We start from the raw sequence: 16,386 nt of genomic DNA, 5'->3' as shown, positions 1-16,386 counted from the left end.
TGTTCGCGGCTTGCGCCGCTCCTACACAGGCCGGGGCGGTCTGGTGCAATGTAGGAGCGGCGCAAGCCGCGAACGGCGTGGGGTGGCGTCACTTACGCGATCGCTGATGCGCTGCATCAGCCCGCAGCGCTGACCGCGCGCGCGGCCGCCCCCTACACTCCGCGGCCCCATCGTGTGCCCTGGAAAATCTCATGCTGCTCGGCCTGTCCCTGTTCTACGTCGGCGCGGTCCTGATCCTCAACGGCCTGTGGATGCTCGGCCGCATCGGCGACCGCGAGATCACCATCATCAACCTCTTCACCGGCGGGCTGACCCTGCTGGTGTGCCTGCGCCTGGCCCTGGGTGCCGACGCGGACGCGGCCTCGATCCGCGGCGCGGCCTTCTCGCTGCTGTTCTCCTTCACCTACCTGTGGGTGGCCTGGAACCGCCTCAGCGGCACCGACGGGCGCGGGCTGGGCTGGTTCAGCCTCTTCGTGGCAATCACCGCGGTGCCGATCGCGGCCGACACCCTGCGCGCGGCGGCGAGCACCTGGGACTGGTGGCTGGGCCTGTCGTGGGCGGCGTGGGCGGTGCTTTGGCTGATGTTCTTCCTGCTGCTGGCCCTGCACAAGCCGATCGCACGTGCCACCGCGTGGATGGCGATCGTCCAGGGCGTGGGCACCGCCTGGCTGCCGGGCTACCTGCTACTCACCGGCACGCTGGGCTGAACGCAGGCGCCCCCGCCGCGCCGGACTCCGCATGCTGCGCCGCAAAAATATAAATTTTTGTATTCCAGGTATTCGCCTCGCTCGCTCCTGTCGCGAGGGTGAATCCCTAGACTCCATATCAAGTCGGACCCGACCCCGGCCGCGCGCTCCGTCGCGGCTCCACGGCCGGGGCGCACCACCACCCCGCCCCCTGCACGGCGCCGCGATGACCCAGGACCACCCGGGCGGGACAGCGCGGAAGAGACACACAAAACATGAAGGAGACAAACATGTCCGACCTCGCACTGCAAGGCGGAAGCGACCAGGTCCATCCGGTCGACGAGAAACTGCCCGGCGGACGGCTCGCCGCACTGGGCATGCAGCACGTGCTGGTGATGTACGCGGGCGCAGTGGCCGTGCCGCTGATCGTCGGGCGCGCGCTCGGCCTCAGCCCCGAGCAGGTCGCCCTGCTGATCTCCGCCGACCTGTTCTGCTGCGGCCTGGTGACGCTGATCCAGTCGCTCGGCTTCGGCAAGTACTTCGGCATCAAGCTGCCGGTGATGATGGGCGTGACCTTCGCCGCGGTCGGGCCGATGGTGGCGATGGCCAACGTGCAGGGCGGTCCCGAGGGCGCGCGAGCCATCTTCGGCGCGATCATCGGCGCGGGCATCCTGTCGATCTTCATCGCGCCCTTCATGAGCCGGCTGCTGCGCTTCTTCCCGCCGGTCGTCACCGGCACCATCATCGCGATCATCGGCATCAGCCTGATGCGGGTGGGCGTGGGCTGGGCGATGGGCGGGCCGGCCCACCTCGCGCAGAGCGTGGATGTGCCCAGGCTGGTGCAGATGGTCGACGGCGCGAAGGAGAAGGCCGCCGCCGCCGGCACCGAGCTCACCCGGCTCCCCGGCCCGATCCCGATGGTCGATAACCCCGGCTACGGCGCGCTCGACACCCTGGCGGTGGCGGCCTTCGTGCTGGTGGTGATCCTGCTGCTGGTGCGCTACGGCCGCGGCTTCGTGGCCAACATCGCGGTGCTGCTGGGCATCGTCGTCGGCTGCGTGGTGGCGGTGGTGATGGGCAAGATGCACTTCGACAAGGTCGCCAAGGCCGAATGGTTCGACCTGGTGACACCCTTCGCCTTCGGCATGCCGACCTTCGACCCGGTAATGGTGCTGACCATGACCCTGGTGATGATCGTGGTGATGATCGAGTCGGTGGGCATGTTCCTGGCGCTCGGCGAGATCACCGACAAGCGCATCAGCCGGACCGAGCTTGCCGCCGGCCTGCGCACCGACGGCCTCGGCACCCTGATCGGCGGCATCTTCAACACCTTCCCCTACACCAGCTTCTCGCAGAACGTGGGCCTGGTGGGCGTGACCGGAGTGAAGAGCCGCTGGGTGTGCGTGGCGGCCGGTGTGATCATGATCGTGCTCGGCATGCTGCCCAAGATGGCCGCGCTGGTGGAGTCGGTGCCGACCTTCGTGCTCGGCGGCGCCGGCCTGGTGATGTTCGGCATGGTGGCGGCGACCGGCATCCGCATCCTCGCCAACGTCGACTTCCGCGGCAACCGCAACAACCTGTACATCGTCGCGCTGTCGATCGGCTTCGGCCTGGTGCCGCTGGTGGCGCCGCGCTGGATGCAGCACATGGCGCACAGCCTGCACCCGCTGCTCGAGTCGGGGATCCTGCTGACGGCGATCTCGGCGGTGGTGCTGAACCTCTACTTCAACGGCGGCCGCGAGGACCGGGCCGGCGCGATCGAGGCGGCGAAGGCGGCCGAGGCGCACTGATCGAGCACGAAAGCCTGGTCGCCGGCAGCACGCAGCGGCGACCAGGGAGGATCGCAGGAAGAAAATCGGGGGCCTCGCGGCCCCCGATTCATTTCCGGTTCGGCAGCGCTTCGCCGCCGCCGCGAAAGCACCACGCCGGTCAGGGCTTCATCATGAACTCGAGCGTCATCGCCGCCATCGCCTTGGCGCCGGCGGGCATCGCCGCCTCGTCGAAGTCGAAGGCCGGGTTGTGGTTCGGCGCCGCGGTGGCCGGCGTCTTCCCCTCGGGCGCCGCGCCCAGGATGATGTACATGCCCGGCACCACCTTCTGGAACTCGGAGAAGTCTTCCGAGGCCATCAGGCGCGAGGTCTGCATGGCCTTGCCGCCGCTGACCTTCTTCAGCACCGGCGCCATCATCTCGGTGAGCGCCTCGGGGTTGGTCGTCACCGGGTAGGCGGACGGGCCGAAGCTGACCTCGGCCGTGGCGCCGCTCGCGCTGGCGATCGACTCGGCGGTGCGCGTGATGCGCTCCTTGGCGTCGGCGCGCATGGCCTCGTCGAAGGCGCGCAGGGTGCCCACCATCTCCACCGACTCGGGGACGATGTTCTCGCGGTTGCCGCCGTTGATCTGGCCGATCGACAGCACGGCCGGCTCCTTGCTGATGTTGAGCTGGCGGCTGACGATGGTCTGCAGCGCGGTGACGACCTGGGCGGAGACGACGATCGGATCGACGCCGTTCCACGGGAAGCCACCGTGGGTCTGCTTGCCCTTGATCCTGATGCGCACGGTGTCGCCGCTGGCGAACTGCGGGCCGCTGCGGTAGCCGATCATGCCCGAGGGCATGTTGGGGATGATGTGCAGCGCGAAGGCGACGTCGGGGCGCGGGTTATCGAGCGCGCCCTCCTCGACCATGGCCTTGGCGCCCCAGCTCTTGCCGGGCACCGGCGCCGACGAGAGGCCTTCTTCAGAGGGCTGGAACACGAACTTGACCGTGCCCGGGATCTGCTCGCGCATGCCCGCCAGCACCTCGGCCACCGCCATCAGCATCGCGGTGTGGCCGTCGTGGCCGCAGGCGTGCATGACCGGCGACTCGACGCCCATGTTCATCTGCTTGAACTGGGAGGCGAAAGGCAGCCCGGTCACCTCGGCCACCGGCAGCGCGTCCATGTCGGCGCGCAGGGCGACGACCTTGCCCGGCTTCCCGCCCGGGAGCAGGCCGACCACGCCGTGGCCGCCGACGCCGGTGCGCACCTCCATGCCGAGCTTGCGCAGGTGCTCGGCGACCAGCGCCGCGGTGCGCACCTCCTGGCCGGAGAGCTCGGGGTGCTGGTGGATGTCGCGCCGCCACTCGACCATGCGCGGCTGGATGGCGTCGAAGCGGGTGGCGAGGTCCTGCAGGGTGGCGTCGTCGAGGGCCTGTGCCGAAGCGGCCGCGCCCTGGCCGAGCAGGGCGAGGGCGGCGGCCAGGCGCAGGCCTTTCGCCGTGCGATCGGATATTTTCATTTTCGAGGGTCTCTGCGGTGGGATTGGGGGAGCTCTGCGCTGCAAGATCGCGCCGGGGCGCGCGGACGAGCATACGCCCGCACGCCCCGTACCAGCATCACTTCATCATCGCCACCAGCCCCAGCGTGATCGACGGGAAGGCCACCAGCAGCAGCAGGCGCAACAGGTCGATGCCGACGAAGGGGAAGAGTCCGCGGAAGATCGCACCCAGCCTGACATGCGGCAGGGCGGCCTTGAGCACGAAGACGTTCATGCCGATGGGCGGCGTGATCAGCGCGATCTCGGTCACCACCACCACGATGATGCCGAACCAGACCAGGTCGAAACCGTGGCTCATCAGGAGGGGGAGGAAGAGGGGGACGCAGATCAGGATGATCGCCAGCGACTCCATCACGCAGCCAAGCAGCAGGAAGATGAGCAGGATCGCCGCCAGGGTCTGGTAGGGGCCCAGTCCAGCCTGCTGGACGATTTCCAGGATGCCTTCGCCCAGTCCCGAGAACGAGATCAGCTTGGCGAACAGCAGCGCGCCGAACAGCACGCTGTAGAGCATCACCGAGGTGGTCGCGGTCTCGACGAAGATCTGGCGGAAGTTCGCCCAGCTCATCCGCCCCTGCGCGGTGGACAGGATCAGCGCCAGGCCGGCACCCAGGCCCGCCGCCTCGGTGGCGGTGAAGAGCCTGCCATACAGGCCGCCGATGATGACCACGAAGAGCAGGGTGAAGGGCCACACGCCGCGCAGGGAGCGCAGCTTTTCCGCGGTGGTGGTGCGTTCACCGCGGGGCGCGTCCTGCGGGCTGATGCAGGCGATGGCGTAGACCACGCCCAGGTACATCAGCAGGCCGAGGATGCCGGGGATCACTGCGGCGACGAACAGGTCGCCGATGTTGGTCTGGGTCAGGATGCCGTAGATCATCAGGATGATGGACGGCGGGATCAGGATGCCGAGCGTGCCGCCGGCGGCGATGGTGGCCGAGGCGAGCTGGTCCGAGTAGCCGTAGCGCTTCATGCTCGGGTAGGCGACCTTGGACATCGTGGCGGCGGTGGCGAGGCTGGAGCCGCACACCGCGCTGAAGCCGGCACAGGTGACCATGGTCGACAGCGCCAGACCACCACGGACCGGGCCGAGGAAGGCGTTGGCGGCGCGGAACAGGTCGTCGGAGATGCCCGAGCGCGCGAGGATGTTGCCCATCAGGATGAACATCGGCACCACCGCCAGTTCATACGAGAACACGGCTTCGGAGATCGTCATCGGGACGAGCGAGCGCGCGACGTCGAAGCCCATGACGACGCTGATGCCGGCGAGGGACACCGACAGCAGGGCGAAGGCGAGCGGCACGCGCAGGAAGGCCAGCACCAGCACGGCCAGCAGGGAAAGGAGTCCGACGGTCATTTGGCATGTTCCTCGGTGGCGTGGGGGTGCGAGGCGGGGGCGCCGAAACAGCCCAGCAGGGCGGCCAGGGCCGACAGCAGCGAGGTGAAGGCGATGAAGGCGTACATGCCGCTACGCGGGATCGACAGCGCCTGGCTGATCTCCTGGATCTGCCCCGCCTCGATCGCGGCGTTGAAGAATTCGTAGGCGATCAGCAGCAGCACGAGGGTCATCAGCAGCGCGATCAGACGGTGCCACCACGCCATGGCGGGGGTCATCAGGTACTTGTCGAACAGGTCCACCGCCAGGTGTCCGCGCGCGGCGGTCAGTAGCGGCAGGCCGCAGAACACCATGATCGCCATCAGGTGCTCGGTCGCGTCGTGAGCGCCAAAGACGGGGGTGCCGAACAGCCGGCGCCCGATGACGTCGGCGAAGGTGAGCAGGACCATGCCCAGCAGCGTGAGGATGAGCAGCGACTCGACGAGCTGGCGGATACGGGACAGATACGCGTCCATGTGATTCTCCTTGTGGGCGTGGCCGGCCTGGGCCGGCCACTTCCCGGATCAGCGGGCGATCACTTGCCGGCGTGGGCCTTGTAGCGCTGCTCGAAGAACTCGAGCATCTCCATCGGCTTGTCGACCCCGTAGCTCGGGCCTTCGGCCGCCCAGTCGGCGAGCATGCGCTGGCGCACCGCGCCGATGCGCTCGAACAGCGCCTTCGAGGGCTCGCTGAAGTTGTGGCCCTCGCCACGCAGCTTGGCCTCGCCGGCCTTGTTCTGCACGTCGAAGCGCTGGCCCCACAGGCGCGACAGCTTCTCGCCCGACACGCTCATGATCGCCTTGCGGTCGGCCTCGGAGAGCTTGTTCCACTTGCCCTCGTTGATGACGATGAAGAAGGACGCGTCGTAGAAGCCGCCGGGGACGATGGTGTGGTGCTTGAGCTTGCCCTCGACGCGGAAGTTGATCACCGACTCGATGGTGTGCAGCGAGGCATCGACCACGCCGCTCTCGAGCAGCTCGTAGGCCTTGGGGCCGGGGCCGGCGACCGGCACCGCGCCGAGGTCCTCGAGCAGGCGCTTCTGGATCGGGCCGCCCATGCGCACCTTCTGGTTCTTGAGGTCGTCGGGCTCGATGATGTTCTTGCTGCCGTGGTGGATCTGGCCGCCGCCGAAGAGGCCGACGCCGAGCATGACCACGCCCTCGAAGGCCGGCTTGCCGGCGAGGTATTTCTCGTAGGTCTCCCACAGCGCCACCGAGGACGCCTCGGCGTTGGTGCCGGTGAAGGGCATCTCCGAGAACCACACCGCCTTGAAGCGATCCGGCTCGTAGGTGAAGTTGCCCCAGGTGATGTCCGCCACGCCCTTGCGCGCCAGCTCCCAGTGCTGGGCGGGGCCGCCGACCGGCTTGGGCAGGATGCGCACGTCGACACGGCCCTCGGTGACGCGCTTGACGTCCTCGATCCAGGGCTGGAAGACCTCGGGCGTGAGGAAGTGGGTGGGCGACACCCAGCTCGACATGGTCAGGGTGGTGGCGGCCTGGGCGGCCGGCAGGCCGGCGCCGGTGGCCATGACGAAGCCGGCGGACAGGGTGGCGAGAAGTTTGCCGATTTTCATGATGTCTCCTTCGGGGGTTTAGTTATGAAAGTACTGCTCGACCAGGCCGATCCACAGCCGGGCGCCCACCGCGAGGCAGGCATCGTTGAAGTCGTAGTGCGGGTTGTGAACCATGCATTCGCCCGACCACCGGCCCTCGGCGTGGCCGTTGTCGCCGTTGCCGACGAGCAGGTAGCAGCCCGGCACCTGCTCGAGCAGGAAGGCGAAGTCCTCGCTGCCGGTGAGCGGCTGGGTGTCGTCGACCACGTGGTCGGCGCCGAAGGTCTTGCGCGCAGCCTCGACCGCGAAGGCGGTCTGCGCGGCGGCGTTGATCAGCACCGGATAGCCGCGCTCGTAGCGGATCTCGGTGCTGCAGCCGTAGGCGCGCGCCTGGTGGTCGGCGAGCTCGCGGATGCGACATTCGACCAGGTCGCGGACCTCGGGGTCGAGGGTGCGCACGCTCAGCTCGAGCTCGGCGGATTCGGCGATGACGTTGTAGGCCGCGCCCGCGGCGAGGCGACCGACGCTGATCACCGCGGCGAGGTTGGGATTGACGTTGCGGCCGACGATGGACTGCAGGCCGAGCACGGTCGCCGCCGCAGGCAGGGTGGGGTCCACCGCCATGTGCGGCATGCCGCCGTGGCCGCCGCGGCCGACGAAGCGGACCAACACCTTGTCCGAGGAGGCCATGAAGGCGCCCGGGCGCACATGGACCTGGCCGACCGGGATGCCGGGGAAGTTGTGCATGCCGAAGATGGCATCGCAGGGGAAGCGCTCGAAGAGGCCCTCTTCGATCATGCGCCGCGCGCCACCGCCGCCGCCGAGCTCCTCGGCGGGCTGGAAGATCAGCACGACGGTGCCGTTGCCCCGAAACTGCCCACCCTTCACATGCTTGGCGAGGAGCTCGGCGGCACCGAGCAGCATCGCGGTATGGCCGTCGTGGCCGCAGCCATGCATCTTGCCGGGCACGGTGCTCGCCCACGGCAGCCCGGTCATCTCCTGCACCGGGATGGCGTCCATGTCGGCGCGCAGGCCGATCGTGCGCCCGCTGCCGTCACCCACGCGCAGCACGCCCACCACGCCGGTGACGGCGATGCCGGTATGCACCTCGTAGCCCCAGGCGCGCAAGCGCTCGGCGACCAAGGCGCTGGTGGCATGCTCCTCGAAGCCGAGCTCGGGGTGGCGGTGGATGGCATGGCGCCAGGCCCTCATGCCCTCCACGTCCGGCTCGAACCGTGCTGCATCGATCGTCATCTGGCTCTCCTTCCATAGAATTAGTTCATGTCCAGATATTAGAAACTTGCAGCTCACACCGTAAGGCGATATTTTTTCTCCGGTGACAACCAGGAGAGATCATCCAAAACATGAAGGACCACCAATTGCGTGCGCTCGTGCAGGTGGCGGAGAGCGGCTCGATCCGCGCCGCCGCGCGGGCGATGAACCTGAGCCAGAGCGCGCTGACGAAGGCGCTGCGCGAGCTCGAGGAGGACGTGGGCGCCGAACTGCTGCAGCGCAGCTACAAGGGCATCGGCTTCACACCCGAAGGCAGCGCCCTGCTCGGCCGAGCCCGGCTGGTGCTGGCCACGCTGGAGCGTGCACGCGAGGAGATCCGCCTGATGCGGGGCGGCGCTGGAGCGCATGTGAAGGTGGCGATCACCCCGCTGGTGTCCTCTACCGTCCTGCCGGCCGTGCTGGCTGCCTATCGCCGCCTGCAGCCGGAGGCCGAGCTCACCTTCGACGAGGGCCTGCTGGTGCAGGCGCTGCCCGGCCTGATCGAGGGCCGGATCGACTTCGCGATCGCGCTCGCCTCGCCGCAGGATCTGCCCTACGAGATCGAGTTCGAGACCCTCGCCGACATCGAGGCGGTGCCCTTCGCCCGCAACAGCCACCCGCTGGTCGAGGCGCGCGACTGGGCGACGCTGAGTGACACCGACTGGGTGCTGAACCTGAGCGCCGGCAGCCAGAGCATGAACCTGGTCGACTGGCTCGTGCACCACGGCATCGCTCCACCGCACCGCATCACCCACTGCTCATCACCCTTCCTGATCGTGGAGCTGGCACGGCGCAACGACCTGATCGGCTACGGTCCGAAGGTCCTGATCACCGATCCGCTGGTGGGCGCCGGGCTACGCACGCTGGGGGTCGAGCCGCTGCCGCCGACGATGCCGCTGGGCCTGCTGAGCCTGCGTGGCGTGCCGCTCGTCAGCGCGGCCAAGAAGCTCGCCGAGCTCTTCCGTCGCGAGCTGCGGTCCCGCCTGCCCCGCCCCTGACACCGCGCGCCTCACTCCTCCCAGTACCCCGGCCGGTTGTAGCTCTCCTTCAGGTGCTCGATGAAGCGGCGCACCTTGGCCGGAAGGTAGCGTTGCTGAGGATAGACCGCCTGGATGTCGTAGCTCGGCACGGCGAACTCGTCGAGCACGGTCACCAGCTCGCCGCGCTTCAACTCGGCCTGGATCTCCCAGGTCGAGCGCCAGCCCACCCCCAGCCCCTGCTTCACCCAGCCGTACAGCAGCTCGCCGTCGTTGCAGGCGAGGTCGCCGTCGGCACGGACCGCGAACAGCCGGCCGTCGCGCTGGAAGGTCCAGCCGCGCTGCTGGCCGCCGGCGAGGTTGAAGGCGAGGCAGTTGTGGCGGGCGAGGTCCTCGGGCTGGCGCGGGATGCCGTGGCGCTCGAAGTAGTCGGGCGTTCCACACACCACGCGGCGGTTGGGGAACAGGCGCAGCGCCACGTAGTTGGGGTCGGTGACCTCGCCGATGCGGATCGCCATGTCGTAGCCCTCGCGCACCAGGTCGACCACGCTGTCGGTGAAGTTGAAGGACATGCGCAGTTCCGGGTGCAGCGCCTTGAACGCGGTCGCGTGCGGCGCCACGTGGCGGCGACCGAAGGCCGCCGGCGCCGAGACCACCAGGTGGCCGCGCACCAGGTCGCGCCCGGCGCCGACCGCGCGCTCGAGCTCGTCGAACTCGCGCAGCAGCGCGCGGCTCTGGTCGAGCAGCTGCTCGCCGAGCTCGGTGAGCGCGAGGCCGCGCGTGGAGCGGTGCATCAACTTGACGCCGAGGCGCTTCTCGAGCGCATCCAGGCGCCGGCCCATGACCACCGGGGTCACGCCCTCGACCAGCGCCGCCGCGGCGAAGCTGCCCCTCTCGGCCACCAGCACGAAGCTGCGCAGTTCGGTGTGGCGATCCATTCGCTTGCTCTCCCTTACAGGAACGGGGACACCCCTGGAAGATATTCCGGATACGGATAAGGCCCATAAGTCGGGCCAGACACCCCCTATCTTTCACCTGCATCCGCCTGAGTCGATACTTTAAGTATCGTCAGAACGGATTGCCAGGCCCATTCACTGCATCCCATCCGCTCCGTATGCTGCGTCCATCGATTCCAACAACATTCCCGACAGGAGACACAAGATGGCCCGCATGAGAGCAGTCGACGCCGCAGCCGCGGTGATGCGCAAGGAAGGCGTGAGCACCGTGTTCGGCGTGCCCGGCGCCGCGATCAACCCGCTGTACTCGGCGATGAAGAAGGACGGCGGCTTCCGGCACATCCTCGGCCGCCACGTCGAGGGCGCCGCACACATGGCCGAAGGCTACACCCGCGCCAATCCGGGCAACATCGGCGTGTGCATCGGCACCTCGGGGCCCGCCGGCACCGACATGATCACCGGCCTGTACTCCGCCTCGGCCGACTCCATCCCCATCCTGTGCATCACCGGCCAGGCGCCGCGCGCCCGTCTGCACAAGGAAGACTTCCAGGCGGTGGACATCGAGTCGATCGCCAAGCCGGTGACCAAGTGGGCGGTGACGGTGCGCGAGCCGGCGCTGGTGCCGCGCGTGTTCCAGCAGGCCTTCCACGTCATGCGCTCGGGCCGCCCCGGCCCGGTGCTGATCGACCTGCCCTTCGACGTGCAGATGGCCGAGATCGAGTTCGACATCGACACCTACGCGCCGCTGCCCGCCTACAAGCCCGCCGCCACCCGCGCCCAGGCCGAGAAGGCGATGGCCATGCTCGCCGCCGCCGAGCGCCCGCTGATCGTCTCCGGCGGCGGCGTGATCAACGCCGACGCGGCCGCGCGCCTGCAGGAGTTCGCCGAGCTCGTCGGCGTGCCGGTGATCCCCACGCTGATGGGCTGGGGCACGATCCCCGACGACCACCCGCTGATGGTCGGCATGGTCGGCCTGCAGACCTCGCACCGCTACGGCAACGCCACGATGCTGGCCGCGGACTTCGTGTTCGGCATCGGCAACCGCTGGGCCAACCGCCACACCGGCTCGGTCGAGGTGTACACCAAGGGGCGCACGTTCGTGCATGTGGACATCGAGCCGACGCAGATCGGCCGCGTGTTCGGGCCGGACTACGGCATCGTGTCCGACGCCGGCGCCGCGCTCGACCGCCTGCTAGAGGTGGCGCGCGAGATGAAGGCCGCGGGCCGGCTGCCCGATCGCAGCGCCTGGGTGGCCGAGTGCCAGCAGCGCAAGCGCACGATGCAGCGCAAGACGCACTTCGACCAGGTCCCGATGAAGCCGCAGCGCGTGTATGAGGAGATGAACCTCGCCTTCGGCAAGGACACCTGCTACGTCAGCACCATCGGCCTGTCGCAGATCGCCGCCGCGCAGTTCCTGCATGTTTACAAGGCGCGCCACTGGATCAACTGCGGCCAGGCCGGCCCGCTCGGGTGGACCATCCCGGCCGCGCTGGGGGTGTGCGCGGCCGATCCGGAGCGCCGCGTGGTGGCGATCTCGGGCGACTACGACTTCCAGTTCATGATCGAGGAGCTGGCGGTGGGCGCGCAGTTCAAGCTGCCCTACCTGCACGTGCTGGTGAACAATGCCTACCTCGGTCTCATCCGCCAGTCGCAGCGCGGCTTCGACATGGATTTCTGCGTGCAGCTCGCGTTCGAGAACATCAACGCACCGCAGACCGAAGGCTACGGCGTCGATCACGTCGGCGTGGTCGAGGGCCTGGGCTGCAAGGCGATCCGCGTGCGCACGCCGGAAGAGATCCAGCCCGCCTTCGCGCAGGCGCAGCAGTGGATGGAAGAATTCCGCGTGCCGGTGGTGGTCGAGATCATCCTCGAGCGCGTGACCAACATCGCGATGGGGACCGAGATCGACGCCATCAACGAGTTCGAGGCGCTCGCCGAGCGTGGCGAGGACGCCCCGACCGCGATCTCGATGCTCGACTGAACGCAGCGCCCAGGAGCGGCGCACCCACTCCCGCAGGCCGCCCTCGCCCGTAACTGAAAACCGGAGACACCGACATGCCGAAGTTCAACGCCAACCTCACCATGCTGTTCAACGAAGTGCCCTTCCTCGACCGCTTCCAGGCGGCGGCGGAGGCCGGCTTCAAGGGCGTGGAGTTCCTCTTCCCCTACGCCTTCGACAAGGACGCGATCGCCGAGCGCCTGGCCAGGCACGGCCTGGTGCAGGTGCTGCACAACCTGCCGGCGGGCGACTGGGACGCCGGCGAGCGCGGCATCGCCTGCCATCCGGACCGCGTCGGCGAGTTCCAGGACGGCGTCGGGCGGGCGATCGAATATGCCACGGCGCTCGGCTGCAGGCAGCTGAACTGCCTGGCCGGCATCACCCCGGCCGGCGTGGATCCCGCGAAAGTGCATGAGACCTTCGTCGCCAACCTGCGCTTCGCCGCCGCCAGGCTGCACGAGGCCGACATCCGCCTGCTGGTCGAGCCGATCAACACCTACGACATCCCAGGCTTCCATCTCAACCGCACGGCACAGGCGATCGCGCTGATCGAGGAGGTCGGATCAAGCAACCTGTGGCTGCAGCACGATCTCTATCACATGCAGCGCATGGAGGGCGAACTGGCCAACACCATCGCGAAGCACCTGCCGAAGATCGCCCACATGCAGATCGCCGACACCCCGGGCCGCCACGAGCCGGGCAGCGGCGAGATCAACTATGCCTGGCTGTTCCGCTACATCGACCAGCTCGGCTACGACGGCTGGATCGGCTGCGAATACAAGCCCGCCGCCGGCACCCGCGAAGGCCTGGGGTGGATCGAGGCGCTCGCCGGCTGAGCCGCCGTTCGCGCCTGCCGGCGCTCCTACATGAATCGGCGAGGCTTGCGGGCCCCCTGTAGGAGCGGCGGCAGCCGCGAATGGAACCCTTTTTCCACATCGAGGAGACAACAACATGGCAAACATCGGATTCATCGGCCTCGGCATCATGGGCACCCCCATGGCCGGCAACCTGATCAAGGGCGGGCACACCGTCTTCACCCACACCCGCGGCGAAATCCCCGCGGTGCTGCTCGAGGCTGGGGCCCGGCCGTGCGCGAGTGGCGCGGAGGTCGCGCGCCAGGCCGACATCGTCATCACCATGGTGCCCGACACCCCGCATGTCGAGGACGTGCTGTTCAAGCCCGACGGCGTCGCCGCCGGCCTGTCGAAGGGCAAGCTCGTGGTCGACATGAGCTCGATCTCGCCGGTCGCCACCAAGGACTTCGCCCGGCGCATCAACGCGCTCGGCTGCGAATACCTGGACGCGCCGGTGTCGGGCGGGGAGGTCGGGGCCAAGGCCGCGACGCTCACCATCATGGTCGGCGGCAGCGAGGCCGCCTTCGACAAGATGAAGCCGATCTTCGAGCTGATGGGCAAGAACATCACCCTGGTCGGCGGCAACGGCGACGGGCAGATCACCAAGGTCGCCAACCAGATCATCGTCGCGCTCAACATCGAGGCCGTGGGCGAGGCCCTGCTGCTCGCCGCCAAGGCCGGCGCCGACCCCGCCAAGGTGCGCCAGGCGCTGATGGGCGGCTTCGCCAACTCGCGCATCCTCGAAGTCCACGGCGAGCGCATGGTCAAGCGCAGCTTCGACCCGGGCTTCCGCATCGAGCTGCACCAGAAGGACCTCAACCTGGCGCTGACCACCGCACGCCAGCTCGGCGTGTCGCTACCCAACACCGCCACCGCGCAGGAGCTTTTCAACGCCTGCGCAGCGCACGGCGGGGCGAAGTGGGACCACTCGGGGATGGTGCGCGCGCTCGAGAAGATGGCCAACTTCGAGATCGGCCAGTAAGGAGGACGACATGCGCCATCTCGCCATCGATGTCGGCTCCTTCCGCTTCGTCGCCCGCATGGAGGAAGCCGCCGCGCCGAAGACCTGCGCTGCCTTCCTCGAGCTGCTGCCCTTCTCCAACCAGGTGATCCACTCCCGCTGGAGCGGCGAGGCGGTGTGGGTGCCGCTGGGCGAATTCGACACCGGGCTGGCCTTCGAGAACCACACCAGCCACCCCTCGCGCGGCGACCTCCTGCTCTACCCGGGCGGCTTCTCCGAGACCGAGATCCTGTTCGCCTACGGCAGCAGCTGCTTCGCGAGCAAGATGGGCCAGCTCGCCGGCAACCACTTCCTCACCGTCGTCGAGGGCGCCGAGCAGCTCCACGAGATGGGCCGCAGCGTGCTTTGGAAAGGCGCGCAGTGGATCCGCTTCACCGACCTCGGCGAGCGCTGAGCGCGCCCTCGCCCACCCCACAAGAACAATGGAAACACGGAGACCGCAGATGAACCCCACCCACGCACTCACCCTGGCCGACGCCCGCGTCGCCGCCGCGGCCGCCGAGGCCGAGGCGCGCGTCAACGGCTGGGCGGTCAGCATCGCGATCTGCGATGCGGGCGGCCACGCCCTCTGGCTGCAGCGCATGGACGAGGCGCCCCTGATGAGCGCCATCGTCGCTCCCGAGAAGGCGCGCACCTGCGTGCTCAGCGGCAAGCCGAGCAAGGCCTTCGAGGACATGGTCAACAACGGCCGCTTCGCCGCGCTGGCGATGCCGGTAGTGCCGCTCGAAGGCGGCGAGCCGGTGGTGGTCGATGGCCGGGTGATCGGTGCGGTGGGGGTCTCCGGCGTGAAGGCCGGCGAGGACGCCCGCGTCGCCCGCGCCGGGGTCGACGCCCTGCTCGCCCACGCACACGCCCCCGCCTGAACCGCCGAGGAGCCAATATGAAACGCGAACGCAGCGCCCGCATCCTCGCCACCCTCGGGCCGGCGAGCTCCACCCGCGAACGCATCCGCGCCCTGGCCGAGGCCGGCGCGGACGTGTTCCGGCTCAACTTCAGCCACGGCAGCCACGAGGACCACGCCGAGCGCTACCGCCTGATCCGCGCGGTCGAGGCCGAGCTTGGCCGCCCGATCGGCGTGCTGATGGACCTGCAGGGGCCGAAGCTGCGCGTCGGCCGCTTCGCCGAGGGCAAGGTCGCCCTCGTGCCCGGCGCACCGTTTCGCCTCGACCTCGACCCCACGCCCGGCGACGCCCGCCGCGCCAACCTGCCCCACCCCGAGATCTTCGCCGCGCTCGAGGCCGGCACCGCGCTGCTGCTCGACGACGGCAAGCTGCGCCTGCGGGTGGACGCCTGCGGCGCCGACTTCGCCGACACCACCGTGCTCGTGGGCGGGACGCTGTCCGACCGCAAGGGCGTGAACGTCCCCGGCGTGCTGCTGCCGATCTCGCCGCTGACCGCCAAGGACCGCGCCGACCTCGACTTCGGCCTTGCGCTGGGCGTGGACTGGGTGGCGCTGTCCTTCGTGCAGCGCCCCGAGGACATCCGCGAGGCGCGCGAGCTCGTCGGCGACCGCGCCTGGATCATGGCCAAGCTGGAGAAGCCGGCGGCGATCGACGCGCTGGAGCCGATCATCACGCTCGCCGACGGCGTCATGGTGGCGCGCGGTGACCTCGGCGTGGAGCTGCCGCCGCAGCAGGTGCCGGTGCTGCAGCGCCGCATCGTGCGCGCCGCGCGCGCCGCCGGCCGCCCGGTTGTGGTGGCGACGCAGATGCTGGAGTCGATGATCTCCTCGCCCGTGCCCACCCGCGCCGAGGCCTCGGACGTGGCCACCGCGATCTACGATGGCGCCGACGCGGTGATGCTGTCGGCCGAGTCGGCCTCGGGCCAGTACCCGGTGGAGGCGGTATCGATCATGCACGGCATCGTCTGCGAGGTGGAGCGCGACCCCGCCTGGCGCGCCGGCCTCGAAGCCAGCCACACGCCGGCCGCGGCGAACACGCCCGACGCGATCTGCTGCGCGCTGCGCCGCGTCGCCGGCCTGCTCGAACCGGCGGCGACGGTGGCCTACACCAGCTCGGGCTTCAGCGCCCTGCGTGCCAGCCGCGAGCGTCCGGTGGCGCCCATCCTCGCGCTGACGCCGCAGCCCGCCACCGCGCGCCGGCTCGCGCTCGTGTGGGGCGTGCATGCGCTGCCCTTCGAGGAGGTGCATGACGTCGCCGAGATGGTCGAGCATGCCGCGCGCGCGGTGCAGAATCTGGGCTTCGGCAGCGCCGGCGACGCGGTGGTGGTGATCGCCGGCCTGCCCTTCGGCCAGCGCGGCAGCACCAACCTGCTTCACGTGGCGCGGATTCCCGGCTGAATCGCGCCCCGAGGCGGTCGTCGGGGGAGAGCGCCCTTCGCGCGGGCGTGCCGGCGCCGCCTCCCCGGCCGGCTCGCCCGCGCCTGCGC

At 69.2% G+C, this 16,386-nt stretch carries 15 protein-coding genes; 9 read left to right on the top strand and 6 right to left on the bottom strand.

What is annotated here, in order from left to right; all coding sequences use genetic code 11:
* The first annotated feature begins 191 nt into the window (after positions 1 to 191).
* Both C667_RS06110 and C667_RS06105 read left to right on the top strand, forming a co-directional pair.
* A complete protein-coding gene (locus C667_RS06110) occupies positions 192 to 707 on the top strand; it encodes an AmiS/UreI family transporter (RefSeq protein WP_004358611.1) in 516 nt (171 codons plus the stop codon).
* A gap of 269 nt (positions 708 to 976) precedes the next feature.
* Positions 977 to 2,476: a nucleobase:cation symporter-2 family protein gene (locus C667_RS06105; RefSeq protein ID WP_004358609.1), complete on the top strand. Its 1,500-nt coding sequence runs from the start codon at positions 977 to 979 to the stop codon at positions 2,474 to 2,476.
* A gap of 139 nt (positions 2,477 to 2,615) precedes the next feature.
* Here the strand turns inward: C667_RS06105 and C667_RS06100 are convergent, their stop codons facing one another.
* From C667_RS06100 to C667_RS06080, 5 genes are all read right to left on the bottom strand, one after another.
* Positions 2,616 to 3,959 carry an amidohydrolase gene (locus tag C667_RS06100; protein WP_004358607.1) on the bottom strand — a complete coding sequence of 448 codons (1,344 nt, stop codon included), beginning with the start codon at positions 3,957 to 3,959 and terminating at the stop codon, positions 2,616 to 2,618.
* Positions 3,960 to 4,056: 97 nt separating this feature from the next.
* On the bottom strand, positions 4,057 to 5,349 hold the full coding sequence (locus C667_RS06095; protein ID WP_004358606.1) for a TRAP transporter large permease: 1,293 nt from the start codon (positions 5,347 to 5,349) through the stop codon (positions 4,057 to 4,059).
* Positions 5,346 to 5,843, bottom strand: a complete 498-nt coding sequence (locus C667_RS06090) for a TRAP transporter small permease (RefSeq protein ID WP_004358604.1) — start codon at positions 5,841 to 5,843, stop codon at positions 5,346 to 5,348. The genes C667_RS06095 and C667_RS06090 overlap by 4 nt, the downstream gene beginning before the upstream one ends.
* A 59-nt stretch (positions 5,844 to 5,902) precedes the next feature.
* Complete coding sequence (locus tag C667_RS06085) at positions 5,903 to 6,940, bottom strand: TRAP transporter substrate-binding protein (RefSeq protein WP_004358603.1); 1,038 nt, start codon at positions 6,938 to 6,940, stop codon at positions 5,903 to 5,905.
* 18 nt (positions 6,941 to 6,958) lie between these two features.
* Positions 6,959 to 8,173, bottom strand: coding sequence for a M20 aminoacylase family protein (locus tag C667_RS06080; protein WP_004358602.1), 1,215 nt, complete (start codon positions 8,171 to 8,173; stop codon positions 6,959 to 6,961).
* 110 nt (positions 8,174 to 8,283) lie between these two features.
* Here C667_RS06080 and C667_RS06075 point away from each other — a divergent pair, with 110 nt between their 5' ends.
* Positions 8,284 to 9,189, top strand: a complete 906-nt coding sequence (locus C667_RS06075; protein ID WP_004358601.1) for a LysR substrate-binding domain-containing protein — start codon at positions 8,284 to 8,286, stop codon at positions 9,187 to 9,189.
* Positions 9,190 to 9,200: 11 nt separating this feature from the next.
* Here the strand turns inward: C667_RS06075 and C667_RS06070 are convergent, their stop codons facing one another.
* Complete coding sequence (locus C667_RS06070; protein ID WP_004358600.1) at positions 9,201 to 10,106, bottom strand: LysR family transcriptional regulator; 906 nt, start codon at positions 10,104 to 10,106, stop codon at positions 9,201 to 9,203.
* 223 nt (positions 10,107 to 10,329) lie between these two features.
* Between C667_RS06070 and gcl the strand changes: the two genes are divergently transcribed.
* From gcl to pyk, 6 genes are all read left to right on the top strand, one after another.
* Positions 10,330 to 12,105, top strand: coding sequence for a glyoxylate carboligase (gene gcl / locus C667_RS06065; RefSeq protein WP_004358599.1), 1,776 nt, complete (start codon positions 10,330 to 10,332; stop codon positions 12,103 to 12,105).
* A 74-nt stretch (positions 12,106 to 12,179) separates the two neighbouring features.
* Complete coding sequence (hyi, locus tag C667_RS06060) at positions 12,180 to 12,959, top strand: hydroxypyruvate isomerase (RefSeq protein WP_004358598.1); 780 nt, start codon at positions 12,180 to 12,182, stop codon at positions 12,957 to 12,959.
* A 115-nt stretch (positions 12,960 to 13,074) separates the two neighbouring features.
* A complete protein-coding gene (locus tag C667_RS06055) occupies positions 13,075 to 13,959 on the top strand; it encodes a 2-hydroxy-3-oxopropionate reductase (RefSeq protein ID WP_004358597.1) in 885 nt (294 codons plus the stop codon).
* Between the two features lie 10 nt (positions 13,960 to 13,969).
* Entirely contained in the window at positions 13,970 to 14,392 is a 423-nt protein-coding gene (locus C667_RS06050) for a DUF3830 family protein (RefSeq protein ID WP_004358596.1), read from the top strand.
* Positions 14,393 to 14,441: 49 nt separating this feature from the next.
* Positions 14,442 to 14,861, top strand: coding sequence for a GlcG/HbpS family heme-binding protein (locus tag C667_RS06045; RefSeq protein ID WP_004358595.1), 420 nt, complete (start codon positions 14,442 to 14,444; stop codon positions 14,859 to 14,861).
* Positions 14,862 to 14,878: 17 nt separating this feature from the next.
* Positions 14,879 to 16,297, top strand: a complete 1,419-nt coding sequence (pyk, locus tag C667_RS06040; protein WP_004358594.1) for a pyruvate kinase — start codon at positions 14,879 to 14,881, stop codon at positions 16,295 to 16,297.
* The last annotated feature ends 89 nt before the right edge of the window (positions 16,298 to 16,386 follow it).

The sequence above is a fragment of the Thauera phenylacetica B4P genome, from assembly GCF_000310225.1.
GTDB classification, from domain to species: Bacteria; Pseudomonadota; Gammaproteobacteria; order Burkholderiales; family Rhodocyclaceae; genus Thauera; species Thauera phenylacetica.
The sequence above is the reverse complement of the archived record's forward strand: the minus strand, read 5'-3'. Positions and strand labels throughout refer to the sequence as shown.

Excerpts from the sequence above, each read along its gene's own strand:
- C667_RS06110 (WP_004358611.1), top strand. The coding sequence starts at position 192 with ATGCTGCTCGGCCTGTCCCTGTTCTACGTCGGCGCGGTCCTGATCCTC.
- C667_RS06105 (WP_004358609.1), top strand. The coding sequence starts at position 977 with ATGTCCGACCTCGCACTGCAAGGCGGAAGCGACCAGGTCCATCCGGTC.
- C667_RS06100 (WP_004358607.1), bottom strand. The coding sequence starts at position 3,959 with ATGAAAATATCCGATCGCACGGCGAAAGGCCTGCGCCTGGCCGCCGCC.
- C667_RS06095 (WP_004358606.1), bottom strand. The coding sequence starts at position 5,349 with ATGACCGTCGGACTCCTTTCCCTGCTGGCCGTGCTGGTGCTGGCCTTC.
- C667_RS06090 (WP_004358604.1), bottom strand. The coding sequence starts at position 5,843 with ATGGACGCGTATCTGTCCCGTATCCGCCAGCTCGTCGAGTCGCTGCTC.
- C667_RS06085 (WP_004358603.1), bottom strand. The coding sequence starts at position 6,940 with ATGAAAATCGGCAAACTTCTCGCCACCCTGTCCGCCGGCTTCGTCATG.
- C667_RS06080 (WP_004358602.1), bottom strand. The coding sequence starts at position 8,173 with ATGACGATCGATGCAGCACGGTTCGAGCCGGACGTGGAGGGCATGAGG.
- C667_RS06075 (WP_004358601.1), top strand. The coding sequence starts at position 8,284 with ATGAAGGACCACCAATTGCGTGCGCTCGTGCAGGTGGCGGAGAGCGGC.
- C667_RS06070 (WP_004358600.1), bottom strand. The coding sequence starts at position 10,106 with ATGGATCGCCACACCGAACTGCGCAGCTTCGTGCTGGTGGCCGAGAGG.
- gcl (WP_004358599.1), top strand. The coding sequence starts at position 10,330 with ATGGCCCGCATGAGAGCAGTCGACGCCGCAGCCGCGGTGATGCGCAAG.
- hyi (WP_004358598.1), top strand. The coding sequence starts at position 12,180 with ATGCCGAAGTTCAACGCCAACCTCACCATGCTGTTCAACGAAGTGCCC.
- C667_RS06055 (WP_004358597.1), top strand. The coding sequence starts at position 13,075 with ATGGCAAACATCGGATTCATCGGCCTCGGCATCATGGGCACCCCCATG.
- C667_RS06050 (WP_004358596.1), top strand. The coding sequence starts at position 13,970 with ATGCGCCATCTCGCCATCGATGTCGGCTCCTTCCGCTTCGTCGCCCGC.
- C667_RS06045 (WP_004358595.1), top strand. The coding sequence starts at position 14,442 with ATGAACCCCACCCACGCACTCACCCTGGCCGACGCCCGCGTCGCCGCC.
- pyk (WP_004358594.1), top strand. The coding sequence starts at position 14,879 with ATGAAACGCGAACGCAGCGCCCGCATCCTCGCCACCCTCGGGCCGGCG.